Genomic DNA, 22,021 nt, shown 5'->3' on the forward strand with positions numbered 1-22,021 from the left:
GCGGTGGTAAGAGCCGGACGGGTTCCAAGGCCCGAATTTCCGGGCCGCCACCCCGGAGCGGTCCTTGCGAAGCACAGCCATCCGACTCGCCGTGATGATCCTCCTGGTGGCCGGTGTCCCGGCACGCGCGGAGGATCCCTTCGTGCGAGGCTTCGACGCCGTCCCCCTGAAGGCGACGCCCGCGCAGAACAGCGGCATCGCGCTCGAGGGCGCCACCCCGGAAACCGCCCAGAGCTACCGGGCCGCCCTCCTCTTCGACTACACCCACGGGGTGCTCGCCCTGAAGCTGGGCGAGGAGAAGCTGGGCAACCTGCTGCCCTACCGGCTCGATGCCCACGCGCTCTTCGCCTGGCAGTTGCACCGCCGGCTGGAGATCGGCGCGGACCTGCCCTTCACCCTCGTGCAGGGCGACAACTTCCAGTTGCTGCGCGACGCGCTCGCCGCGCCGGACTTCCCGGGCGCCGCCGGCGTGAGGCGCTGGGGGCTCGGCGACATCCGGCTGCAACCCCGCGCCTTCCTGCTGCTGCCCGACGAGTTCCCCGTGGGCCTCGCCCTGTCCGCCGAGGTGCGGCTGCCCACCGGTGACGGGCAGAGCTTCCTCGGCGAGCGCGGCGTGCTCGTGGCCCCGAGGCTCGCGGTGGAGCGCGCCTTCGGTCCGGTGCGGGTGCTCGGCAACGTGGGCGTGCGCCTGCGTCCCCGCCCCGCCCAGTACCTCAACCTCTACGTGGGCAACGAGGTGACGTTCGGCGCGGGCGCCATCGTGGACCTGCCGGACGTGGGCCCCCTCACGAACGTGCAGGGACTCGCCGAGATGCACCTGGCCACGCCGATGTCCGCCCCCTTCAACTTCCACCAGGCCGCCTCCCTCAAGACGCCCTGGGGCGTGCTCGTCGGCGCGCGCACCCGCATTTACGGCCCCTGGGGGCTCGAGCTCGACGTGGGCCGCGGCGTGACGCTCGGCAGCGGCTACGGCCGCGAGGAGCTGCGCGTGCTGCTCTCCGTGCGCTACGACCAGGCGTTCCTCGACTCCGATGGCGACGGCGTTCCCGACTCGCGCGACAAGTGCCCCACCGAGGGCGAGGACGTGGATGGCTATCAGGACGACGACGGCTGCCCGGAGCCCGACAACGACGGGGACGGCATCACCGACGGCCAGGACACGTGCCCCAACGGTCCGGACAGCTGCCTGGACTCGGACAATGACGGCGTGCCGGATGGCATGGACCAGTGCCCCAACAAGCCCGGCCCTCCGGGCTACGACGGCTGCCCGGATACCGACGGGGACGAGGTGCCCGACAACGTGGACAAGTGCCCCGACCAGTCTGGCCCCCCCGAGAACGATGGCTGCCCCATCGACAATCCGCCGTTCGTCATCGTCGAGTCGGATCGCATCCGCATCAAGGGCAACATCCTCTTCGAGACCGGCTCGGCCACCATCCAGAAGCAATCCCTCAAGCTGCTCGACGAGGTGGCCACCGTGCTCGATCGCAATCCGTCACTCGGACCCGTGCTCATCGAAGGGCACACCGACAACGTGGGCTCGGACACCCTCAACCTGAGCCTGTCCCAGCGCCGCGCCCAGTCCGTCATGGACTACCTCATCTCCAAGGAGATCGAGGCCCATCGCCTGCGCGCCAAGGGCTTCGGCGAGTCCCAGCCCATCGCCACCAACGGCACTCCGCTCGGACGCGCGAAGAACCGCCGCGTCGAGTTCCGCCTCATCAAGTCCGAGGTGGAAACGGCCCCGCGCATCGTCCCCCAGGACAAGAAGCCCGAGGGGGACACCAAGGCGAAGCCCGAGGGAAACGGCAAGTCGGAGACCAAGGCCAGGCCCGAGACGGCCACCAAGGTGAAGTCCGAGGCGGCGACCAAGGCCAAACCCGAGGCCGCCACCAAGCCGAAGCCCGAGTCCTCCACCAAGCCGACCACCAAGGCCAGGCCCGAGGCCGCGCCCAAGGCCAGTGCCGAGAAGCCCTGAGGTCGGTCCGGTTCAGCGCGTGGGCTTGAGCGTGGAGAGCGAGCGCTCGACGCGCGCTGAACCCGGGCCGTAGTCCCGCTCGGCGGCCGTGTAGAGGACGAGCACGAAACGCTCCTCGCGAGGCAGCAGGTAGACGAGCGTGCGGGAAGTGCCCTGCTGGAACTCGTAACGGGCCACGGGACCCGCGGGGAGCGTGCCCTGGGTGGCGTTGAGCCGTCGGCCCGGCACCGGGACGCCCGCGGCCTCAAGCACCGCTTCCGGCTCCGCGTCCAGCTTGGGCGCGGGTCCCGGCACCGAGCGTACTTCCAGCCCGCCCTCGAACCAGGCCACGGCCGGAGGGCCTGGTTGCTCGGAGCGCAGGGCCATGCCGGAAGGAGGCTCGTACTGGAGCCCGAGCGCCTGAGACTCCAGTTGGCGCGAGCAGGCGGCGACACAGCCCAGGAGCAAGCACAGCGTCAGAGCAAAGCGGTTCATGGAGGGTAGCGTGCCACACACTCCGCCCTCCCAAGAGTGCGGGCTCGCATCCATCCCACAGCACATTTTTCCGGTTCGGGACGGCGGCGTCCTCCACGCAGGAGTAACCCGCGCGCATATCTCCTTGAATTCACAGCGGAGACTCGGATTGAGGGGGTTCGGCACGGCTGATGCTAAAGCCATCCTCGCGGACGATGTGGGTCCGGTGGATGGGGCAGCACGGGGCGGTACGGGGTTGGGCGGGTCGGGGCAGCACGGGGCGGTACGGGGTTGGGCGGGTCGGGGCAGTACGGAGCAGCACGGGGTTGGGCGGGTCGGGGCAGTACGGGGCGGTACGGGGTTGGGCGGGTCGGGGCAGTACGGAGCAGCACGGGGTTGGGCGGGTCGGGGCAGTACGGAGCAGCACGGGGCAGTACGGGGTTGGGCGGGTCGGGGCAGTACGGAGCAGCACGGGGCAGTACGGGGTTGGGCGGGTCGGTGACGGACGTAGGTAGCGAGTGGGAGTGATCGCTCGCGGATACGGCTCGGGGGGTAGGGGATGGGGAAGGTTGGAGCCGGTCCTCGCTGGTGAGTTCAGCCGCGAGGGCCGGTGCACCCCTTGAAACGGGACATGCTGAAACCGGGAACGCACCACGGCGCGCGCTTCGCGCCGCGTGGCGCGGAAGGTGCCTTGTACCGAGGCAACTCCGCGCTCACGGCCGTGGTGCGCACACGGAGAACGGGGACATTGCCCCGGACCCCATTCGTGTCCCATGCTCGGCCCTCTTCGTGATTGGGGGCGGGATCGCATGCGCAGGACACTCGGGCTCCTCTTGTCGGTGGGGCTGACTGGTTGCACGACGGTGAACGTGGCGTCGCTGCCCTCTTCCCGGGACACGCGCGACGTCTTCGTCACCACCTCCGATGTCCAGGTTCCCTACCAGAGCCTCGGACTGGTGCAGGCCACTCGCAAGGGCGTGCTGCTCTTCGGCTTCGCGGATCCCGCGGGCACCAGCCTCGAGGACGGACTGCGGGACACCCTGCTCCCCGAAGTGCGGCGCATGGGCGGCGACGGCATCATGAACGTGCGCTTCCATCAGACGCAGTACGCGCTGCCCACGCGCCTGCTCTTCGCCCTGCTCTTCTTCATCCCCCTGCCCTCCCAGGTCACCTTCAGCGGCGAAGTGGTGCGGCTCGATCCCGAGGGTCTTCCGCCACCTCCTCCCAACAGCCCGTCGCGCTGACCCCCAACCGCCAGGAACTCCGGTGAGACTTCCCCTCTTGTTCTGCTTGCTGCTGTGCGCGGGCTGCAACGCCGTGTCGCGCGGCTCGAGGCTGTCGGACCGTCCGCCCCACACCGGGCGAGGCCTGTATCTCAGCACGGGGGGCTCGCCCTGGCCCTTCCGCACGATCGGCTTCGCCCAGATCACCGGCTACGGCGTCACCGTGGCGGGGCTCACGGACGTGGGACACGCCGCCATCGATCAGACCATCCAGGGCGCGCTCGCGGACGCAGCCCTGAAGATGGGCGGCGATGGCGTCATCCACATCGAGTTCGAGGACCAGAACCCGCCCACGGATGTGGAGCGCGCCTCGGACCTGTCCGAGTCCATCTCCAACGGGTTGAGCGGCCAGGGGGGCGTGAAGACCCGGGACCGCAACGTGCTCGTCACCGGTGAAGTCATCCAGTTCCTCCCCTCCCCGTGAGACTCCCTCCGATGCGACTTCCCACCGTGCTCGCGCTCCTGGCGTTCACCGGGTGCACCGTCGTCAACACCGCCTCCGTTCCCTCCAGCCGCGACGGCCAGGACATCTTCGTGACGGCGGGCGACATCTCCGAGCCCCATGAGTCGCTCGGCCTCGTGCAGGTCACGCGCTCGGGGGTGCTGCTCTTCGGCTTCGCGGACGTGGTGGGCACCGACCTCGAGGCGGGCTTCCATCAGGCGCTCATCCCCCAGGTGCGGCGCATGGGAGGCGATGGCGCCATCAACGTGCGCTTCCACCAGACGCAGTACCTGCCGGTGACGAAGGCGCTGGGCGTCCTCTTCTTCTTCATCCCCCTGCCCAGCAGCGTCACGCTGAGCGCCGAGGTGGTGAAGCTCCAGCGCGCGGCGGCGGCACCCGGCGCGTCGCGCTGAAGCCCAGGCGCCCCGCGGCGCACGGCGGCGGCCCTACTTGAGGGCCCGCTCGATCCGCTGGCGCAGCGCCGCCTCCGACAACATGCCGCGCTGCGCGTCCACCACCTGCCCCTTGCGGTCCAGGAAGTAGAGCGTCGGCAGGGCCGTCACCTGGAAGACCGCCGCCAGCTCATCCGGCGCGAACACCACGTACGGCGCCAGTTCCGGCATGCGGCTCTGCACGAACTCCTGCACGAACAGCGGCGCGTCCGGCATCTCGTCCCGGCTCGCCGCCACGAACACCAGGCCCTTGTCCTCGTACTCCTTGGCGAGCTTGATGAGCGACGGCATCTCCGCCTGGCACGGCGCGCACCACGTCGCCCAGAAGTCCAGCATCACCACCTTGCCCTGGAGATCCGCCAGCGACATCGTCCCGTTGTCGTACTTCTGCAGCTTCATCACCGGGGCCACGGTGCCGTCGGACGCGAGCCGTGCCCGCAGCGCCTCGCTCACGCCCAGGTACGACAGTCCCGCCAGCCCCAACAGCCCCGTCACCACCAACAACACCTTGCTCCACCCATGGCGCGGCGGCTGCGGTGGCTGCTGCTGCCCGGCGTCTCCAGTCTGTGGCTCCGTCACGTGCGTGACTCCCTCGTCGTCTTCAACACCCGATGTACCTGCGTGAGCACCCGCCGCACCTCGCGCCTCACCCGCGGCCGGCCCACCACCCAGCGCGCCAGCCCCGGCCCATGCCGGTAGTAGACGCGAATGAACCCGCGCCCCCATGCGTGGCGGCGCAACACCTCGTCCCGGAACGCCCGGAACGTCACCAACTCCGGCGCGCCCTCTCCGAACGCCGCCGTCACCACGAAGCACGAACTGGCCGGTGAAATCCACATCAGCCGCTTGTTCGTCTGGTTCATCACCGCCTTGAGCTCGCGCGCCTCGGTGTACAGGAAGACCAGCAAGTCCCCCCGCGTCGACGGGAAGTCCTCGCCACTGGCCTCCTCGAACTCGATGCGCGAGCTGCCCGCGCCCCGCACCTCGTCCACCGTGAACAGGAAACGCTTGGAGCTGGGCTTCGTTTCGATCTCCACCGAGCGCAGCTCGCCGAAGTAGGCCCGGAAGGGCACCTGGCAGGCGGAACACACATACGCGTGGATGCCGGGCCCCGGCACGTACCCGTATTCGTTGATGCGCTTGCAGCCCATGTTGGGGCAGGCGAGCCACACCTGCGCCACGGGCTCCTCGCGGGGATCGTAGCGCGACGCCCCCGTGTGCCGGTCATACACCGGCCCCACGGCCTGCTCCCGGGTGCCGAGCGAACGCGTGGGGTGCGCCACGCGCTCCAGCTCCACCGCGCGCCGCCACGCCTCCTCCGCCTGGGACAGCCGTCCATCCACCGTATGGCACAGCGCTTCCCCGTGCGCCCGCAGCGCCTCGAGGAGCCGATCCGTGGCCTCCGCCGGCCCCGCGTCGCGCCGCACCGCCAGCCCCAGCGCCAACACCTGCTCCAGCTCCGGCAGCAGCGCCTCGGCCGCCTTGCGCGCCGGATCCTCCGCCCGGTGGTACACGGGGGGCTCCGGAATCCGGGGGAACAGCGCCAGCGCCTGGGCGCGCAACGGCTCGCGCGCCTCGTGCGCTCGCGGAAGGGACATGGCCTCCGCCCGCTTCCGGGCGGCCTGGAAGAACTCGTCGGGCTGCAAGGCCGCGCACATTAGAAGGAGCCCCGTCCGCTGTCAGCGCCCTTCCCCTCCCTCCGCCGGAAACTGGCCTCCTGGTCTGCTCCGATGTACGACTGGGTAGGAGGGTGTGAACGATGGGTTTCCTGAAGTTCCTGGTGTGGACGGCTTGCGCGATGGGGCTCGGGGTCTTCCTGGCCACGGTGGACTTCAACGGCCGCACGCCAGTGGAGTACGTGCAGCGGGAGTGGAAGCGCCAGGTGCAGCCGAGCCGTGTGGAGCGGGTGACGAACAGCCTGCGGGACGCGCTCGACGACGCCGAGGACGCGGTGAAGCGGACGACCAGGCAGGCGACCCCGGCGGCGGTGAAGGCCCCGTCCCCGGCTCCGGCCCCCGCGGCGGGACCGCGCGAGCGCATCACCCCCGAGGATCGCGCGGCGATTGATCGCATCATCGCCCAGAAGAAGTAGTTGCCCGGAGGGGGCGGGAGGGCCCCGCTTCCGCTCCGCTCCCTCCCACCCTAGGTTGTCAGAAGGCGGTCTGGGGAGAGGCGGGGATGATGGCGGGTCAACGGTGGTGGACGGGGATCGCGCTGGCCGTGTTGTTGAGCGCGCCGGCCTGGGCGAGCCCGAGCGCACAAGCGGGCAGGCTGTGGGTGGAAGCCAAGCAACGCGCGGTGCGAGAGCAACGCTCGGCGCTCAGTCAGGTGGCGCGAGCGGCCATGCCCGCGGTGGTCTCCATCACCACGCGCCAGCCCAGCCCCACGCCCGGCGCCGAGGGAGAGACGCAGAAGGGCATCGGCTCGGGCCTCATCATCCACTCCGACGGCTTCATCCTCACCAGCGCGCACGTCGTCGAGGGGGCGCAGGACATCACCATCTCGGTGCTGTCGCCGGGGGGTTACGCGGAGGAGTATCCGGCGGAGCTCGTGGGCGAGGACACGCGCACGGACTCGGCGCTCCTGAGGATCCACGCCCCGCGCAAGCTGCCCGTGCTCAAGCTGTCGTCGGCCTCGCGGGTGGAGGTGGGCGACTGGGTGATGGTGATTGGCAACCCGTTCGGACTGACGCACTCGGTGACGGCGGGAGTGGTGAGCGCCAAGGGCCGCACGGACGTGACGCCCAATGGGCGGGACGGTGACTTCGACTACATGCAGGTGGACGCCTCCATCAACCCGGGCAACTCGGGCGGGCCGGTGTTGGACCTCAATGGGGAGGTGGTGGCGATCGCCAACGCCGTGAACGTGGCGGGCCAGGGCATCGGCTTCGCCATCCCCGTGGACATCGCCAAGGCGGTGCTGCCGCACCTGCAGAAGTACGGCCGGGTGCGCCGGGGCTGGATGGGCGTGTCCGTGCAGGACTGCACCCCGGACGTCATCGAGGCCTATGGCCTGGGACACCCCCGGGGCGTGGTGGTGTCGGAGGTGATGGATGGAGGACCCGCCGCGCGCGCCGGCCTGCAGGTGGGCGACGTCATCGAGGGACTGGATACACTCCACGTGGAGCGGGCCCACAAACTGCGCTGGCAGGTGGCGGCCCGGGGCGTGGGCGGCCGGGTGATGCTGCACGTGCGCCGGGGGGAGCAGCCCCTGAAGATGAAGGTGCGGCTGGAGGAGCAGCCAGGCGAGACGGTGCCCGCCACGGCCGTCCTCTCGGCACCGTCCAAGCACGTCCAACCCGCGGAGACCGAGGGAACGGGAGGCTCCGGGCAGGCGGGCAAGAAGGCGGGCTCGCCCTGAGCTGGAAGGCGGAGGGGGGCGCCCGCGTCCCCGCCTGCCTCCTTGCGTTCCGCGGCGGCCAGCGCTACACGAGGCTCCTTTCCGCACGATTTTCGCTGCGTTGCATTGAGGAGCTGTCATGCCTGAAGCACAGAAGACCACCCTGAAGAACTGGCCGCGCACGGCCAAGGGCGGGGGCAAGAAGGCCTGCACCGTCGAGGGTTGCAAGCGCCCCTACCGCGCCAAGAGCTACTGCTTCTTCCACTTCAAGAAGTGGCGCCAGGGCGAGCTGCCCCACTCGCGCTACCGCACCTGCTCCAAGGCGGAGTGCCGCGTGAAGACCGAGAAGGGCGGCCTGTGCGCCAAGCACTACGCCGAGACCTACAAGACCGCCGCGGCCTAGGCGTTCCGGCGCGGGTCTCGCGAGGGCGCTTCCTGCTCGGAAGGGCCCTTGCCCCCGCCCATCATCCTCCCCACGTGCTTGAAGGCCGTGAGCCACAGCTCCGCCTCGCGCTGGGTGAGTTCCGCTCGCAACAGACTCCGCTCCAGCTCGCGCAGCACGTGCTCCGGCGCCTGCGGGTTGAGGAACTGCGCGCGCAGCAACACCTCGCGCATCCGCTCCCCCAGCGCGCTCACCGTGCCCATGCGCGCGCCCTGGAACTCCGGCGCCACCTCCGCCGCCCGCTCGGGCGCGCCCCGGCCCTCGCGTGAGCACAGGTAGAGCAGCACCGCCGCCGCCTGCGCCAGGTTCATCGAGGGCTGCACCTCGCTGGTGGGGATGACGAGGAAGTCCGAGCAGAACGCCAGCTCCTCGTTGGACAGCCCCCGCTGTTCACCCCCCAGCACCAGCGCCACCCTCCCCCGCCGGCTGTGCTCCGCCAGCCGCGCCGCCGCCTCCTCCGGGGTGAGGGCGACACGTCCCTCGATCTGGGTGCGAGAGGTGGTGCCAACCGCGTACACGCAGTCCTTGAGGGCCTCGGGCAGGTTTTGTGCCACGGCCATGCCCTCCAGCACCGCCCCGCCCTTCACGGCGAGCCGCTCGGCGCCCCGGAAGGAGTAGGTGGCGGGATCCGACAGGATGAGCCGCGAGAAGCCGAAGTTGGCCATCACCCGGGCCACGGCTCCCATGTTCTCGGGTGAGCGCGTCTGGTGCAGGACAACCGTCAAGTTCGCTGCCGGGAGCATGCCCCCGAGTTTAGCTTTCCGTGTCAGAGCCGCATCGGTATATTCCCCTACGATGCGTCGCTGGGTCGCTGGCCTGCTCCTCTCTCTCGTGGTCCTGACGGGTTGTGGCGTCGGGAGTGCCCCCGTGCGCGCTTCTCCAGGTGCCCGGCAGGCCCTCACCGGCTCGCCCGAGCTGTTGGAGTTCGAGAGTCCCTCCACCCGCCTGGAGCTGTACCGCGAGGTGGCGCGCCTCTCGCAGTTGGAAGCGGGCCAGGCCGCGCAGTCCTCCATGCTCTTCCCCATCACCCTGAACGGGGAGCTGGTGGCGGCCCCGGGCATCGAGGGGCGCACGGATCTGTTGCAGGCGCCCGACGCGGGGGCTCCCCTGCAGTTGAACTTCGATGGGCGCACGGGCGAACGCTGGCAGGAGGATCGCCGCGAGAGCTTCCAGGGTCTGTCCGAGCGCGAGGCCGCCGAACTGGTGGCGCGCACGCTCTTGGCCCACTGGAAGGTGAATCCCACGGGCGTGGTGCAGGTGGATCGGGCGTCGAGCGCGCCCTACGCGGCCGCCTACGTGGACGGCATCCTGCGCATCAACCCCGCGTTCCTGTACATGGCGGCGGCGTACGGTCCCGCTTCCCTGCCGGGCGCGGTCCAGTAGAGTCCGCGCCTCTTTCTGTGCCCCATTTCACGGGGCCGAGGCGCTTCTCTCGTGACTACCTCCGCACTCCACGCCCAGCTCACCCAGACGCTCGGGCGCGTCCACCTGCCTTCCCTCGGCGAGCACTACCAGGGCAAGGTGCGTGACACCTACCGCCAGGGGGACCGGCTCGTCCTGGTCACCTCGGATCGTCTGTCCGCGTTCGACCATGTGCTGACCACCATCCCCTTCAAGGGCGAGGTGCTCAACCGGCTGGCCCACTTCTGGTTCGAGCGCACGCGCCACATCGTGCCCAACCACGTGCTGGACATGCCGGATCCGAACGTGATCGTCGCGCGTGCCTGCCAGCCCTTCGCGGTGGAAGTCGTGATCCGCGGCTACCTCACCGGCAGCCTGTGGCGCGACGTGCAGAAGGGCACGCACACCGCCTACGGGGTGGCCTTCCCCGAGGGCATGCGCAAGGACGAGGCCTTCCCGGAGCCCCTCTTCACGCCCTCCACCAAGGCGCAGTACGGCCAGCACGACGAGCCCATCTCCGAGAAGGAGATCCTCGCGCGGGGCCTGGTGAGCGCGCGGGACTGGGCGCGCATCACCGAGGCGGCGCGCGGGCTGTTCCTCGAGGGCCAGAAGTGGGCGCGCTCGCGCGGCCTCATCCTCGTGGACACCAAGTACGAGTTCGGCAAGGTGGGGGATGAGCTGTACGTCATCGATGAGATCCACACCCCGGACTCGAGCCGCTACTGGGTGGCCGACGAGTACGAGGCGCGCCTGGCCAAGGGCGAGGATCAGCGGATGCTGGACAAGGAGAACATCCGCCAGTGGCTCATCCGCGAGCGCGGCTTCCAGGGCCACGGCACGCCGCCCGCCATTCCGGACGACGTGCGCGTGTCGCTCGCGGAGAAGTACCTCGCGGCCTACGCGCAGCTCACCGGCACGCCGCTCACGCTGGAGCCGGGCGACGTGCACGCGCGCATCGAGAAGAACCTGAAGGCGCGTGGCTACCTGAAGTGAGCCCCCCGGGCCGCCGCGCCCTCTTATGCGCGGCGCCCGAACACGCGCTGGAAGATGTCGTCCACGTGCTTGAGGTGATAGCCGGCCGAGAAGCAGTCCTCGATCTCCGCCGGCGTCATCACCGCGAGCAAGTCCTTGTCCTGCAGCAGCGCCTGACGGAAGGGCACGCCCTGCTCGAACATGCGCATGGCGTTGCGCTGGACGACGACGTAGGCGGCCTGGCGGTCCATGCCCTTGCGCGCCAGCTCCAGGAGGATGCGCTGGGAGTTCACCACCCCGCCGAGCTGCTCCAGGTTCTTCTGCATCCGCTCCGGATAGACGCGCAGGTTCTCCATCAGCCCGGAGAAGCGGTGCAGCATGAAGTCCGCCACGATGGTGGCATCCGGGGCGATCACCCGCTCCACCGACGAGTGGGAGATGTCGCGCTCGTGCCAGAGCGCCACGTCCTCCAGCGCGCTCAGCGCGTAGCCGCGTAGCAGCCGCGCCAGTCCCGACAGGTTCTCCGAGAGGATGGGGTTGCGCTTGTGCGGCATCGCGCTCGAGCCCTTCTGGCCCGCGGTGAAGTGCTCCTCGGCCTCGCCCACCTCGGTGCGCTGCAGGTGGCGGATCTCCACCGCGAACTTCTCCAGGCTCGAGCCCAGGAGCGCCAGCGCGGAGAAGTACTCGGCGTGCCTGTCTCTCTGGATGATCTGACTGGAGGCCGGCGCGGGCGTGAGGCCCAGCTTCTGGCAGGCGAACACCTCCACCGACGGCGGCAGGTGCGCGAACGTGCCCACCGCGCCCGAAATCATTCCCACGGACACCACGTCCCGGGCCCGCTCGATGCGCGTCCTCGCGCGGCGCAGCTCGTCGTACCAGATGGCCAGCTTGTGCCCGAAGGTGATGGGCTCGGCGTGGATGCCGTGGCTGCGGCCCATCATCACCGTGCGCGCGTGCTCGAAGGCGCGCTTCTCCACCGCGCCCATGGCCCGCTCCACCCCCTGGAGGATGAGATTGGCCGCGTCACGCAGCGACATGCCCAGCGCCGTGTCCAGCACGTCCGAGGACGTCATCCCCAGGTGCAGCCAGCGCGCGCTCGGCCCGATGCGCTCCTCCATGAAGGTGAGGAACGCGATGACGTCGTGCTTGGTGGTGCGCTCGATCTCCTCGATGCGCGCGGCATCCGCCTCGGTGAAGTCACCGGCGCGGGCCAGACAGTCCTCCAGCGCCTCGCGCGGCGCGATGCCACCCTGCACCATGCCCTCCAGCGCGGCGAGCTCCACGTCGCGCCAGCGGCGCAGACGGGCCACGTCGGTCCAGAGGGAAGACATCTCCTTGCGGCTATAGCGGGGAATCACTCGAAAACCCTCACGGGGAAGTCTCTCCTGGCGGCGAAGCGCAGCAGGTCCAGCACCACGTTCTTGGAGCCCTGCACCTTGCCGGCGGCGGAGAGGTTGATGGCCAGGTCCAGTCCCTCGGGTTGTGCCACGGCGAGCGCTCCCGGGTCGACCTTCTCGTGGATGATGCGGTTGGCCAGCCGCCCCGCCTGCTGGCCGATGGCGGTGGGACTGGGCGAGAGCGCCAGCGTGGCGCCCTCGCGCACCTGGCTCGGGGTGAGGCCCACCAGCGGCAGGCGCTGGGCGGTAGCGAAGGCGATGAGCTGCTCCACGACGGAGGCGTTGCCCACCGTCTTGTCGGCCACCATGAGCAGGGCGTCCACCTTGTCCTTCGCGCCAGCGAGCACCTTCTCCACCTTGGACTCGGCATCCGTGTCCAGGGGCACGATGGACAAGCCGAGCGGCTCCGCGGCGATGCGCGCCGCCGCCAGGCTGCCAGAGGAGAAGCGCGCGTCATGCAGGATGCCCACCCGCTTCACCGTGGGAGACACGGCCTTGAGGGCGGACAGCTCGGGTTGGAAGTCGCTGGTGAGCGCGATGCCGGTGAGGTTGGGCCCCTCCAGGCCATACTTCTCGTAGTAGGGCACCATGGCGAAGAGCACGGGCACGTCCTTGCCCAGCGAGCGGCGCGCGGTGTTGGCCGCCAGCGGGCCGATGGCCAGCACCAGCGCCGGCTTCTGCGCGGCGATGCGCTGGAAGGCGCGCGAGGCCGCCTGGGCACTGTCCTCCAGCGTCACCTCCACCACCTCGGCGCGCACCTCGGCGCCAAAGCCCGCCACCACCGAGGCGTAGGGCGCGAGCGCCGCGGACTTCACCACCACCGCCCGGGGACGCGCCGGCTCCGCGGCGACGGCCCCCCAGGGCAGCACCCAACACGCCCACCACAGCAGCACCGCCCACCGGCTCATCACGGCTCCCCCTTGCAACAGCGAAACCCCACCGACGCGGAGCCCGAGTCGGGTTCCGCGCTCATCCGCGCCGAGCAGCGCACCGAGGGCTGCTGGCGATCGAACGCCCCGCCCTTCTGCACCCGATCGGCGCCTCCCATCGACGACGACGTCCACTCCGCCACGTTGCCCGACATGTCCGCCACCCCATACCCCGAGCGGCAGCGGGCGAACGAACCCGAGGCGGCCGGCTCCCCGGCATTGCCCTGCGTGTTGCACCCCTTGGCATCGAAGGTGGCGCCGTAGGGGTAGCGCAGACTGCCCGGCCCCTTGCAGGCCTTCTCCCACTCGTCCTCGGAGCACAGGCGCTTGCCGAGCTTGCCGCACTCGGCCCGCGCCTCCTCCCACGTCACGCCCACCCGGGGAACGGCCCCCGCCTGGTTGGGGAACTCGAACTCGTCGATGCAGAAAGTCGCCACCTGCCGGGGCATGAGCAGCGGCTCGGCGGCGGTCCCCTCCTCGGCCGTCTCCTTGCCCATCTTGAAGGTGCCCCCGCTCACCCGGCGCATCCCCTTCGGGCACTCGCTCGCGGGCAGCAGCGGCTCGGCCCCCGCGGCGTCCTCCCGGGGAGCCGCGACGGAGGGAGCACCCGCCACCGGCGCGGCGGGAGCCTGGGACGCCTGACGCCACTTCAACAGGCCGTAGCCCGCCATCGCGCCCAGGCCCAGTCCGCCCACCGCCAGCAGCGGCATCCACAGCCGGGACAGCAGCGAGGGGCGGACCGCGGGAATCACGGGATCCGTGCGCGTGGCGGCCCGGCTCGACGGGGCGGCGGCCTTCGCCGCGGGACGGGGCTCGGCGCGCGCGACGGGCTGCGCTCGGGCCTTCGGAGCCGGAGCGGGAGCCGCGCTCGCAACGGGCGATCGGTCCGTGTCCATGAGCGCCGCGAGGGCCTCGGAATCCAGCTTCTGGGTGGCGTCCGGCGGGACGATCTCCTCGGTCACCGACACCTGGGGAAGCTCCAGCGTGGTGCGCTCCGAGACAGGGGCCTCCTGCGTGACCTTCGGCACCTCGTCCACCGCCGTGTCATCATCGTCGGCATCGGGAGGGGGGCCGTGGCCGACGGTCGGCACCTGCACGGTGGGCGGCCCGAGCGCGGGCAGCTCCGTGGTGGGCACGGGCGGGGGTAGCGAGTTGGGACGCGGGGCCGCCGTGGCCAGCTCGGCGGTGAGGCTGAAGGGCACCTGTTGCCGGGCCTTGGAGCGGCCGGGCCCCTGCGTGGCGGGCCGCACCGCCGCCGGCCGCGGACGCGAGGAGAGCGCCGCGGTGAAGTCGGAGAGGAACTCGCCCGCGGACTTCGGACGCGCGAGCGGGTTGGCGTTGGTGGCGCGCCGGTAGAGGGCCTCGATGCCCGAGGGGAGATCGGCCTCGTAGGCGAGCAGCTCGGACACCTCGCCCTCCTCGGGCGTCTGCCCCGTGAGCATCTCGCCCACGATGATGCCCAGCGCATAGAGGTCCATGCGCGTGTCCAGCTCTCCCCCCTCGAAGTACTCGGGAGCCAGGTAGCACCCCACCTTCCACGCCTTCTGGGCCTGGATGTAGGGCAGGCGCGGGATGCCCAGGGCCAGACCGTAGTCCGTCACCTTGAGCTGATCCGACAGCAGGAAGATGTTCTCCGGCTTGAGGTCCGAGTGCGGCCCGTAGCGGTGGGCGCTGTCCAGTGCCTCGGCGAGCTGCACCAGCAGCGCCTCCACCTCCTTGAGCGAGAAGCGCTGCCCCTGGGACACGCGCTGCTCGATCTTGCGCCGCAGCGTCGTGCCCTCCTCCAGCAGCTGCGTGGTGAAGAAGGGCCGGTTGCGATCCTCGCCCTCTTCGTACACGCGCATGTGGTGCGGATGGGTGAGCTTCTTGCCCGCGCGCAGCGCGAGCGAGAACTGGGTGCGCTCCTCCTGCATCTGCACCAGGCGGGGGTTGATGATCTTGAGCGCGACCTCGACGTCCATCTCCAGGTCCTGCGCGCGGAACACATGGCCCACCGGGCCCGGGCCGATCACCTCGCGAATGGCGTAGCGCCGGGCGAAGGTGTCACCGGGCTTGTAGGGGGCTTCCACCGTCGCCGTGCGACGACGCGGAGCCGCTCCCGCCGAGGCCCCCGCGAGCTTCAGCCCACAGGTGGTGCAGGACGCGCTGTTGTCGGGGACAGGGCTGCCGCAGCGTTGACAGAGCAAAACGGTTCAACTCCGGGGGAGGTGGAGGGCAGGTGGGGAGAGGGGGGGTCCTCCCGGTTTACCCGGAGATCTCTTACCGCGCCGCGACAAGGGGGAGCAAGGAAGGCCGCCGTCAGCGGCCCGTGGAGCCGAAGCCGCCCGCACCGCGCTCGGTGGAGTCCAAGACTTCCCATTCCACGAGAGAAACGCGAGACACGGGCGCCACCACGAGCTGCGCGATGCGCTCGCCTCGCTTCACGGTGAAGGGGTGCGAGGAGAGGTTCACCAGCACCACCTGCACCTCCCCCCGGTAGTCCGCGTCCACCGTGCCGGGCGAGTTCAACAGGGTGAGGCCATGGCGCAGCGCGAGTCCCGAGCGGGGCCGCAGCTGCGCCTCGAACCCCGGAGGCAGCGCCAGGGCCAGGCCGGTGGGAATGGCCGCCCGCTCGAGCGGCCCGAGCGTCAACTCGCCCTCGATGTCCGCACGCAGGTCCATCCCGGCGGCGAGCGCCGTCTCGTAGCGAGGCAGGGGCAGGGGCTCCGGATGGGTCCGCACCCGGCGAACCCGCACGACGATCGGCGAGGTCATCGGCGACGCTGTAACACGCCCCCCCGAGCAAGCGAGTTCCAGGAGCGGGGCGCACGAGAACTTGCGCGGGAGCGCCGTCAGGGCTCGCCCGCCGTCCCCGCGAGCGGTGGCGGTCGGGAGCGGGTGCGAAAGCGCAGGGGATCCACCGGCTGGGAGGACAGGGCGAGTTGATAGTGCAGGTGCGGCCCGGTGGAGCGTCCGGTGTTGCCCGAGCGGGCGACGAGCGCGCCACGCGCCACCCGCTCCCCCGGACGCACCAGCAGCTCCGAGTTGTGGCAGTAGGCCGTCGTCACCCCGCGCCCATGGTCGATGATGAGCACGCGGCCATTCACGGCGTCCTCGCTCGCGCGGCGCACCCTGCCCTCGGCCACCGCGAGCACCTCGGAGCCCTCGCGCACGACGAGGTCCACCCCCGTGTGCAGCTTGCGCGTGCCCAGCACGGGGTGGAGGCGATAGCCGAAGGGACTGGAGACGGGAGTGTGCTCGGGCACGGGCCAGGCGAGCCCGAACGCCGTGGCGAGCGCGAGCGCCTGGGCCGCGGCCCCCGTGGCCGCCTCGAGCCCCGAGGGCCAGTGCCGGGCGAGGTGTTCCAGGCTCGGCGTGCCGCCCTCGGCCGTCACCCGCGCCAGCGCGTAGCGGGTGGGGATGGGGCCCGCGAAGAGGGCGGCGAGACGAACCTCCTCCTCGGGGAACTCCGGGGCCAGGGCCTCGAGCAACCGCCGGGCGGCCTCGGGACCCTTGGCCTCATCCAGCAGCGCGCCGGGAGCGAGCCCCAGCTCACCCGCGAGCGCATGGACGGGCGCGCGGGCCTCGGCGGCAAGGCCCTTGAGCGCGAGGAAGGTGCCCTGGGCGAGCGGAGGAGCCCCGGAGACGAGCACGGGAGCAGCGCCCACGAGGGGCGGCAGGGGACTGGCCGGGGAGCCGGGAGGAAACCGGGGCACCACGGCGCCTCCCGTGCCCTCGTAGTAGGAGAGCAGGGGCCGGGCGGTGCTCGAGCGGCCGAGCGCCCAGGCCGTGCCACGCCGGACGAGGGCACCCGCGGGCGTGTGGTGCCAGGCGGTCCATAGACAGAGGACGGCCAGGGAGAAGTCGAGCAGGCCGCGGGTGGGGCGCGAGAACATGGGCGGGGCCGCTCCTCAGCGCAGGAAGGAGTGCAAGGGTGTGGCGTCGAGGGCGGCGGCGATCGCCAGGGGCACCACCACCGCGGAGCCGGGCAGCCCATGGCAGAGGGCGCGAAGGAAGCCACGCGCATGTTCCGCGGAGGCCGCGTCGGCGTGCTGGAGGTTGCGGAGCACCGCGCGCGCGCCCAACCGCCACAGCAGCCCCCCGAGCGCCGCGAGCGCGAGGAGCCGGGCGACCCCATCCGCCACCGGCTCGCCCAGCAGCTCGCGCCACGAGAGGTACACGGTCCCCTGGACGAGCCGTGCCACGACGCAGGCACCGGCCCCGACGACGAGCGCGGTGGCCAGGGGGCGGCTCCACCGCAGGGTGGTGGGGGCGCGCAGGCAGCGCCGGAGCACCCCGCGCCACGTGTCCCCCGTCGAGGCGGAAGGTCCCTCGCGGTAGCCGAGCGCGGGCAGCGCGAGCACCCCGTCCGCGGAGAGCTCCCAGACGAGGGCGAGGACGCGCGCGAGCAGCGTGCGGCGCTCCAGGGAGAGCAGGTCCACGAGGGGCTCGGTGAGGGGATGGCGGCTGACGAGCTGATCGAACGCGGCATCGAACCCATCCACCAGGGTCAGCAGCCGATCATCGAGCGTATCCGCCGCCGCGTGGACGCCCACGGCGATGAGCGCCAGCAGGCCCAGCGGCATGAAGGCCCACCGGAAGAGGCCGAGGAAGCGTGAGAACGCGGTCAACGAGACCTGGGACACAGGACGCTCCGGACGAGGGGCCCACGCATCAACGCACCAGCCCCGCCGAAAGGTTTGTCCCACCAACGGCGCCCGCAAAACAAGACGCCCTCCCCCGCCGGAGCGGAGAGAGGGCGTCTGTCACCTCACGCCACCCCGCGGTGGACGCGGGGCGGAGGAGTCACACCGGCTCAGGCCTTGGCGCCGGGCTGAGTGGCCTCGGTGGTGGAGGCAGCGGCCTCGACGGGAGCGGCGGGGACGCTGCCCTGCTGGGCGGCGGCGCGCTCGGCCATGGCCTCCTTGCGCGACAGGCGGATCTTGCCCGTCTTGTCGATGCTCACGACCTTCACGAGCACCTCGTCGCCCTCCTTGAGGATGTCCGAGACGGCCTTGACGCGCTTGTCGGACAGCTCGGAGATGTGGATGAGGCCGTCGGTGCCGGGGAACAGCTCCACGAAGGCGCCGAACTCGGCGATCTTGCGCACCGTGCCCGTGTAGATCTTGCCGATCTCCGCCTCGCGCGTGAGCGCCTGGATCATCGCGATGGCCGACTTGACCGAGTCCACGTTGGAGCTGGCGATGTCCACGCGGCCCGAGTCGTCGATGTTGATGACGGTACCGGTGCGGGCGATGATGTCCTTGATGACCTTGCCGCCCGGCCCGATGACGTTCTTGATGAACTCGGGGCGGATCTGCAGGGTGGTGATGCGAGGCGCGTAGGCGCTGATCTCCTTGCGCGGCTCGGCCATCGTCTTGAGCATCTCGCCGAGGATGTGCAGACGGCCCTGACGCGCCTGCTCCAGCGCGCGGCTCATGATCTCCGTGGTGAGACCGGTGATCTTGATGTCCATCTGGATGGAGGTGATGCCCTGGGCGGTGCCGCACACCTTGAAGTCCATGTCGCCCAGGTGATCCTCGTCACCGAGGATGTCCGAGAGGATGGCGACCTTGTCGCCCTCCTTCACCAGACCCATGGCGATGCCGGCCACGGGCGCCTTGACGGGCACGCCCGCGTCCATGAGCGCCAGGGTGCCGCCGCACACGGAGGCCATGGAGGACGAGCCGTTGGACTCGAGGATCTCCGACACGAGGCGGATGGTGTACGGGAAGCGATCGCTCGCGGGCATCATGTTGCGCAGGGCGCGCTCGGCCAGGGCGCCATGGCCGACCTCGCGACGGCCGGGGCCGCGCAGGGGCTTGGTCTCGTTCACACTGAAGGGCGGGAAGTTGTAGTGCAGCATGAACTTCTTGAAGGACTGGCCGTTGAGCAGCTCCAGGCGCTGCTCGTCCTCGGTGGTGCCCAGCGTGGTGACGACGAGCGCCTGCGTCTCGCCGCGGGTGAAGAGCGCGCTGCCGTGGGTGCGCGGGAGCACGCCCACCTCACAGGAGATGGTACGCACCTCGGCGTGTCCACGGCCACCGATGCGGCCGCCGTCCACGGTGAGCGTGCGCATGTGCTCGTACTTCAGGTCTTCCACCACCTGCTTGGCGTGCTTCTCCACCTGCGGGGTGAAGCCCTCGGCGAGCTGCTCCTTGAGCTTCGCCACGGCCTCCTTCTTGGCCTTGGAGAGCGCGTCGTAGCGCGCGTGCTTCTCCTTGATGGTGTAGCCATGGACGATGCCGTCCCAGACCAGCGCGCGCACCTTGGCCTTGAGATCCTCGGACACCGCGGGGACGCGGTCGTAGGAGCGCTCGGTCTTGTTGAGCGTGCGGCGCAGCTCGTCCTGGAGATCCAGCGCGGGCTGGGCGGACTGCTTGCCGAACTCGAGCGCGGCCACCATCTCCGCCTCGCTCACCTCCTCGGCGCCACCCTCCACCATGACGATGGCCTCGCGGCTGACGGCCAGGACGATGTCCATGTCCGACTGCTCACGCTGCTTGGCGGTGGGGTTGGCGACGAGCTTGCCGCCCACGCGGCCCACGCGGATGCCCGCGATGGGACCGTTGAAGGGGATGTCCGACACCCACAGCGCCGCCGAGGCGCCGGTGATGCCGTGCACGTCCGCCTCGTGCTCGGGGTCCGAGGAGATGACGCTCGCGATGACCTGGGTCTCGTAGGCGTAGCCCTCGGGGAAGAGCGGACGCATGGAGCGGTCGACGATGCGGCTGGCCAGCGTCTCCTTCTCCGTGAGGCGCCCCTCGCGCTTGAAGAAGCTGCCGGGGATGCGGCCGGCCGCGTACAGCTTCTCCTGGAACTCCACCGTGAGCGGGAGGAAGTCCACGTCCTTCTTCTCACGCGCGCTCACCGCGGTGACGAGCAGCATGGTGTCGCCATAGCGAACCACCACGGCGCCATCGGCCTGCTTGGCCAGGTGGCCCGTCTCGATGCTCAGCTCGGCTTCGCCAATCTTGACGCTCTTCTTCAGGTGCATAGTCCGTCTTGCCTTGTGACTGTCTGGTGGCCCCCCGAGCCGCGCGCGCCCCGTCCTCGCGAAGCGAAGACCGGGGACCACGCACCTCGCTGTGAGGCCGGTGGGGTGGATACGGTCGCCAGGCCTGGAACCAGGCACAGACAGGCAACCGCGACTGTGTACTGCGGTGGGGCGCCTTCGGAAGCGCCGGAGGGATACGCCGGAGTTTTGATCCCTGCTCGCGCGGGCCCACCCGACTTCGGGGGTCGGCCCGTCCGAACGAAAACCAAAACGTCCGTCTCGTCTCCACCGTCCTTCTTGAGCGCTGACAACAACTCGGGGCGCCGGCTCATGCCAGCGCCCCGGGTTTTTCAAGGCCTACTTGCGGATGCCGAGGCCCTCGATGAGCTTCTTGTAGCGGTTGGCGTCCTTGCTGCGCAGGTAGTCGAGCAGGCGGCGGCGCTGACCGACGAGCTTGAGCAGACCGCGGCGGGAGTGGTGGTCCTTCTTGTGCGTCTTGAAGTGCTCGGTGAGCATGGTGATGCGCTCGGAGAGCAGCGCCACCTGCACCTCGGGAGAGCCCGTGTCGCTCTCGTGGGTGCGGTACTTCGAGACGACCTCTGCCTTGCGGTCCTGATGCAATGCCGACATGTGATTCCTTCGCTTCTCTTCCCGCTCCGGAGTGAGGTACTGCGGTCGCCACGGTCCGCGGAGGGGTACAGACCGGGTCTCCAGCTTCTAATAAACCGGGCGCTTATAAGCGTCGCCCGGATGAGCGGTCAACCTTAAGCGCCCGAGGGACTGCTCGGAGGGGGACGCGACAACAGGAAGAGGTGGAGCCTCCGTCCAGTCGACAGTCCCGTCCCCCCCAGGGCGAGCTCCTCGAGGGCATGGGAGTCCAGGGCCAGGTGCACGTAGGAGCCGCCGGTGGCGGGCCTGTCCCCGGCGAGGTGCTGGCGCAGCCGGGGGTAGAGCGAGAGCAGGGTCTCGAGCACGTCGCCCAGGCCCGCGTTTCCGGGCACGCCGAGGCTCACCTCGCGACGTCCCTCGAAGAGGGGGCGCAGGGGCGGAGGAACCACCACGTTGACGTCGAGCGGCCGGGCCACGCTAGACGAGCACACGCAGGTAGCGCAGCCGGCCGCGGACCACCTCGGCCACCGCGAGCAGCACACCCGAGGGTCCCACCACGCGCACCCGGCCCGGATGCGAGGGGGCCTCGACGGGCACGCCATGGGACACCCGCTCCGCGTCCGCCGCGCTCACCAGCACCGCGGGCAGGTCCACGAGCGCCTCGGACACGGGCAACAGGCGCCGCACCAGGGCCTCGGGCTCGCGAAGCAGCGCGGGCACGTCCGCCAGGGGGAGCGCGTGGGCGAGGGAGAAGGGCCCGCTCGCGGTGCGCCGCAGCGCCTCCAGGTGGGCCCCACAGCCGAGCGCCCGGCCCACGTCATAGGCGAGCGTGCGAACGAAGAAGCCCTTGGAGCAGCGCACGGACAGGTGGAGCTGGGTGGCGTTGAAGTCGCGCAGCACCAGCTCGTACACCGTCACCTGACGGCTGGCGCGCTCCACCTCCTCGCCCGCGCGGGCCAGCTCGTACAGCCGCTTGCCGCCCACCTTCACCGCCGAATACATGGGCGGCACCTGCTCGAAGGTGCCCCGGAAGCGGCCGAGCACGTCCTCGAGCAGCGAGGCGGTGAGCGGCGGCACGGGCGCCTCGGCGACCACCTTGCCCTCGGCGTCCTGGGTGTCCGTCTCCGCGCCCAGACGCACCACGGCGTCATAGGCCTTGTCGCCCTCGGTGATGAAGCCCGCCACCTTGGTGGCTTCCCCCAGACACAGGGGCAGCACCCCGGTCGCCATGGGGTCCAGCGTGCCGGTGTGGCCCACCTTCTTCACCCGGAGCAGACCGCGCACCTGTCGAACCACGTCGAACGACGTGGGGCCCTTGGGCTTGTCGATGACCAGCACGCCGTCCATG

At 70.6% G+C, this 22,021-nt stretch carries 23 protein-coding genes; 9 read left to right on the plus strand and 14 right to left on the minus strand.

The annotated features are described in order from the left end of the window. Window positions 1-94: 94 nt before the first annotated feature. Window positions 95-1,978 (plus strand): OmpA family protein, encoded by a 1,884-nt coding sequence (locus tag D187_RS10575; protein ID WP_002632641.1) that lies wholly within the window; start codon window positions 95-97, stop codon window positions 1,976-1,978. A gap of 12 nt (window positions 1,979-1,990) precedes the next feature. On the opposite strand, the gene D187_RS10580 is transcribed toward D187_RS10575, so the two are convergent. Next, window positions 1,991-2,452: a hypothetical protein gene (locus D187_RS10580; RefSeq protein ID WP_043429270.1), complete on the minus strand. Its 462-nt coding sequence runs from the start codon at window positions 2,450-2,452 to the stop codon at window positions 1,991-1,993. A gap of 788 nt (window positions 2,453-3,240) precedes the next feature. Here D187_RS10580 and D187_RS10585 point away from each other — a divergent pair. From D187_RS10585 to D187_RS10595, 3 genes are read left to right on the plus strand one after another with little or no spacing between them, the layout of a single operon-like run. Beyond that, window positions 3,241-3,675: a hypothetical protein gene (locus tag D187_RS10585; protein WP_155893306.1), complete on the plus strand. Its 435-nt coding sequence runs from the start codon at window positions 3,241-3,243 to the stop codon at window positions 3,673-3,675. A 22-nt stretch (window positions 3,676-3,697) separates the two neighbouring features. Further along, window positions 3,698-4,138 carry a hypothetical protein gene (locus D187_RS10590; RefSeq protein WP_020917936.1) on the plus strand — a complete coding sequence of 147 codons (441 nt, stop codon included), beginning with the start codon at window positions 3,698-3,700 and terminating at the stop codon, window positions 4,136-4,138. An 11-nt stretch (window positions 4,139-4,149) separates the two neighbouring features. Then, complete coding sequence (locus D187_RS10595) at window positions 4,150-4,569, plus strand: hypothetical protein (protein ID WP_020917937.1); 420 nt, start codon at window positions 4,150-4,152, stop codon at window positions 4,567-4,569. Between the two features lie 33 nt (window positions 4,570-4,602). On the opposite strand, the gene D187_RS10600 is transcribed toward D187_RS10595, so the two are convergent. Together D187_RS10600 and D187_RS10605 are read right to left on the minus strand one after the other, a co-directional pair. Then, complete coding sequence (locus D187_RS10600) at window positions 4,603-5,187, minus strand: TlpA family protein disulfide reductase (RefSeq protein ID WP_020917938.1); 585 nt, start codon at window positions 5,185-5,187, stop codon at window positions 4,603-4,605. After that, window positions 5,184-6,206, minus strand: a complete 1,023-nt coding sequence (locus D187_RS10605) for a CFI-box-CTERM domain-containing protein (protein WP_245591677.1) — start codon at window positions 6,204-6,206, stop codon at window positions 5,184-5,186. Before D187_RS10605 ends, D187_RS10600 begins: the two co-directional genes overlap by 4 nt. Window positions 6,207-6,367: 161 nt before the next feature. Between D187_RS10605 and D187_RS10610 the strand changes: the two genes are divergently transcribed. The 3 genes from D187_RS10610 to D187_RS10620 all read left to right on the plus strand — a co-directional run bounded on the left by D187_RS10610 (window position 6,368) and on the right by D187_RS10620 (window position 8,350). Beyond that, window positions 6,368-6,700, plus strand: coding sequence for a hypothetical protein (locus D187_RS10610; RefSeq protein WP_020917940.1), 333 nt, complete (start codon window positions 6,368-6,370; stop codon window positions 6,698-6,700). 86 nt (window positions 6,701-6,786) lie between these two features. Then, window positions 6,787-7,968, plus strand: a complete 1,182-nt coding sequence (locus tag D187_RS10615; protein ID WP_020917941.1) for a S1C family serine protease — start codon at window positions 6,787-6,789, stop codon at window positions 7,966-7,968. A 118-nt stretch (window positions 7,969-8,086) separates the two neighbouring features. Further along, window positions 8,087-8,350 carry a hypothetical protein gene (locus D187_RS10620; protein ID WP_020917942.1) on the plus strand — a complete coding sequence of 88 codons (264 nt, stop codon included), beginning with the start codon at window positions 8,087-8,089 and terminating at the stop codon, window positions 8,348-8,350. Here the strand turns inward: D187_RS10620 and D187_RS10625 are convergent. After that, window positions 8,347-9,132: an RNA methyltransferase gene (locus D187_RS10625; protein ID WP_081713648.1), complete on the minus strand. Its 786-nt coding sequence runs from the start codon at window positions 9,130-9,132 to the stop codon at window positions 8,347-8,349. The two genes, D187_RS10620 and D187_RS10625, sit on opposite strands and share 4 nt — an antisense overlap. Window positions 9,133-9,256: 124 nt before the next feature. On the opposite strand from D187_RS10625, the gene D187_RS10630 reads away from it, so the two are divergent. Both D187_RS10630 and D187_RS10635 read left to right on the plus strand, forming a co-directional pair. After that, window positions 9,257-9,772: a hypothetical protein gene (locus tag D187_RS10630; RefSeq protein WP_020917944.1), complete on the plus strand. Its 516-nt coding sequence runs from the start codon at window positions 9,257-9,259 to the stop codon at window positions 9,770-9,772. A 51-nt stretch (window positions 9,773-9,823) separates the two neighbouring features. Then, window positions 9,824-10,783: a phosphoribosylaminoimidazolesuccinocarboxamide synthase gene (locus D187_RS10635; protein WP_020917945.1), complete on the plus strand. Its 960-nt coding sequence runs from the start codon at window positions 9,824-9,826 to the stop codon at window positions 10,781-10,783. 23 nt (window positions 10,784-10,806) lie between these two features. Here the strand turns inward: D187_RS10635 and purB are convergent, their stop codons facing one another. The 10 genes from purB to truB form a co-directional block, all read right to left on the minus strand. Beyond that, a complete protein-coding gene (purB, locus tag D187_RS10640) occupies window positions 10,807-12,120 on the minus strand; it encodes an adenylosuccinate lyase (protein WP_020917946.1) in 1,314 nt (437 codons plus the stop codon). Then, complete coding sequence (locus D187_RS10645; protein WP_020917947.1) at window positions 12,117-13,067, minus strand: ABC transporter substrate-binding protein; 951 nt, start codon at window positions 13,065-13,067, stop codon at window positions 12,117-12,119. The genes purB and D187_RS10645 overlap by 4 nt, the downstream gene beginning before the upstream one ends. Continuing rightward, window positions 13,067-15,274, minus strand: a complete 2,208-nt coding sequence (locus D187_RS10650; RefSeq protein ID WP_020917948.1) for a bifunctional serine/threonine-protein kinase/formylglycine-generating enzyme family protein — start codon at window positions 15,272-15,274, stop codon at window positions 13,067-13,069. Before D187_RS10650 ends, D187_RS10645 begins: the two co-directional genes overlap by 1 nt. A 112-nt stretch (window positions 15,275-15,386) precedes the next feature. Continuing rightward, complete coding sequence (gene dut, locus D187_RS10655; protein ID WP_020917949.1) at window positions 15,387-15,842, minus strand: dUTP diphosphatase; 456 nt, start codon at window positions 15,840-15,842, stop codon at window positions 15,387-15,389. Between the two features lie 77 nt (window positions 15,843-15,919). Then, a complete protein-coding gene (locus tag D187_RS10660; protein ID WP_020917950.1) occupies window positions 15,920-16,963 on the minus strand; it encodes a M23 family metallopeptidase in 1,044 nt (347 codons plus the stop codon). A 15-nt stretch (window positions 16,964-16,978) separates the two neighbouring features. Next, window positions 16,979-17,713, minus strand: coding sequence for a hypothetical protein (locus D187_RS10665; RefSeq protein ID WP_002632485.1), 735 nt, complete (start codon window positions 17,711-17,713; stop codon window positions 16,979-16,981). 170 nt (window positions 17,714-17,883) lie between these two features. After that, entirely contained in the window at window positions 17,884-20,064 is a 2,181-nt protein-coding gene (gene pnp / locus D187_RS10670) for a polyribonucleotide nucleotidyltransferase (RefSeq protein WP_002632486.1), read from the minus strand. Between the two features lie 357 nt (window positions 20,065-20,421). After that, window positions 20,422-20,694: a 30S ribosomal protein S15 gene (gene rpsO, locus D187_RS10675; RefSeq protein WP_002632487.1), complete on the minus strand. Its 273-nt coding sequence runs from the start codon at window positions 20,692-20,694 to the stop codon at window positions 20,422-20,424. A gap of 134 nt (window positions 20,695-20,828) precedes the next feature. Then, on the minus strand, window positions 20,829-21,149 hold the full coding sequence (locus D187_RS10680) for a ubiquitin family protein (RefSeq protein WP_002632489.1): 321 nt from the start codon (window positions 21,147-21,149) through the stop codon (window positions 20,829-20,831). A 1-nt stretch (window position 21,150) separates the two neighbouring features. Then, complete coding sequence (gene truB / locus D187_RS10685; protein WP_002632490.1) at window positions 21,151-22,020, minus strand: tRNA pseudouridine(55) synthase TruB; 870 nt, start codon at window positions 22,018-22,020, stop codon at window positions 21,151-21,153. Between the last annotated feature and the right edge of the window lies 1 nt (window position 22,021).

Source organism: Cystobacter fuscus DSM 2262 (assembly GCF_000335475.2).
In the GTDB taxonomy this organism is placed as follows: Bacteria; Myxococcota; Myxococcia; order Myxococcales; family Myxococcaceae; genus Cystobacter; species Cystobacter fuscus.

What these genes read in the sequence shown, in the direction of transcription:
- D187_RS10575 (WP_002632641.1), top strand. Translation starts at nt 95, where the DNA reads ATGATCCTCCTGGTGGCCGGTGTCCCGGCACGCGCGGAGGATCCCTTC.
- D187_RS10580 (WP_043429270.1), bottom strand. Translation starts at nt 2,452, where the DNA reads ATGAACCGCTTTGCTCTGACGCTGTGCTTGCTCCTGGGCTGTGTCGCC.
- D187_RS10585 (WP_155893306.1), top strand. Translation starts at nt 3,241, where the DNA reads ATGCGCAGGACACTCGGGCTCCTCTTGTCGGTGGGGCTGACTGGTTGC.
- D187_RS10595 (WP_020917937.1), top strand. Translation starts at nt 4,150, where the DNA reads ATGCGACTTCCCACCGTGCTCGCGCTCCTGGCGTTCACCGGGTGCACC.
- D187_RS10605 (WP_245591677.1), bottom strand. Translation starts at nt 6,206, where the DNA reads ATGTCCCTTCCGCGAGCGCACGAGGCGCGCGAGCCGTTGCGCGCCCAG.
- D187_RS10610 (WP_020917940.1), top strand. Translation starts at nt 6,368, where the DNA reads ATGGGTTTCCTGAAGTTCCTGGTGTGGACGGCTTGCGCGATGGGGCTC.
- D187_RS10615 (WP_020917941.1), top strand. Translation starts at nt 6,787, where the DNA reads ATGATGGCGGGTCAACGGTGGTGGACGGGGATCGCGCTGGCCGTGTTG.
- D187_RS10620 (WP_020917942.1), top strand. Translation starts at nt 8,087, where the DNA reads ATGCCTGAAGCACAGAAGACCACCCTGAAGAACTGGCCGCGCACGGCC.
- D187_RS10625 (WP_081713648.1), bottom strand. Translation starts at nt 9,132, where the DNA reads ATGCTCCCGGCAGCGAACTTGACGGTTGTCCTGCACCAGACGCGCTCA.
- D187_RS10645 (WP_020917947.1), bottom strand. Translation starts at nt 13,067, where the DNA reads ATGAGCCGGTGGGCGGTGCTGCTGTGGTGGGCGTGTTGGGTGCTGCCC.
- dut (WP_020917949.1), bottom strand. Translation starts at nt 15,842, where the DNA reads ATGACCTCGCCGATCGTCGTGCGGGTTCGCCGGGTGCGGACCCATCCG.
- D187_RS10660 (WP_020917950.1), bottom strand. Translation starts at nt 16,963, where the DNA reads ATGTTCTCGCGCCCCACCCGCGGCCTGCTCGACTTCTCCCTGGCCGTC.
- pnp (WP_002632486.1), bottom strand. Translation starts at nt 20,064, where the DNA reads ATGCACCTGAAGAAGAGCGTCAAGATTGGCGAAGCCGAGCTGAGCATC.
- rpsO (WP_002632487.1), bottom strand. Translation starts at nt 20,694, where the DNA reads ATGTCGGCATTGCATCAGGACCGCAAGGCAGAGGTCGTCTCGAAGTAC.
- truB (WP_002632490.1), bottom strand. Translation starts at nt 22,020, where the DNA reads ATGGACGGCGTGCTGGTCATCGACAAGCCCAAGGGCCCCACGTCGTTC.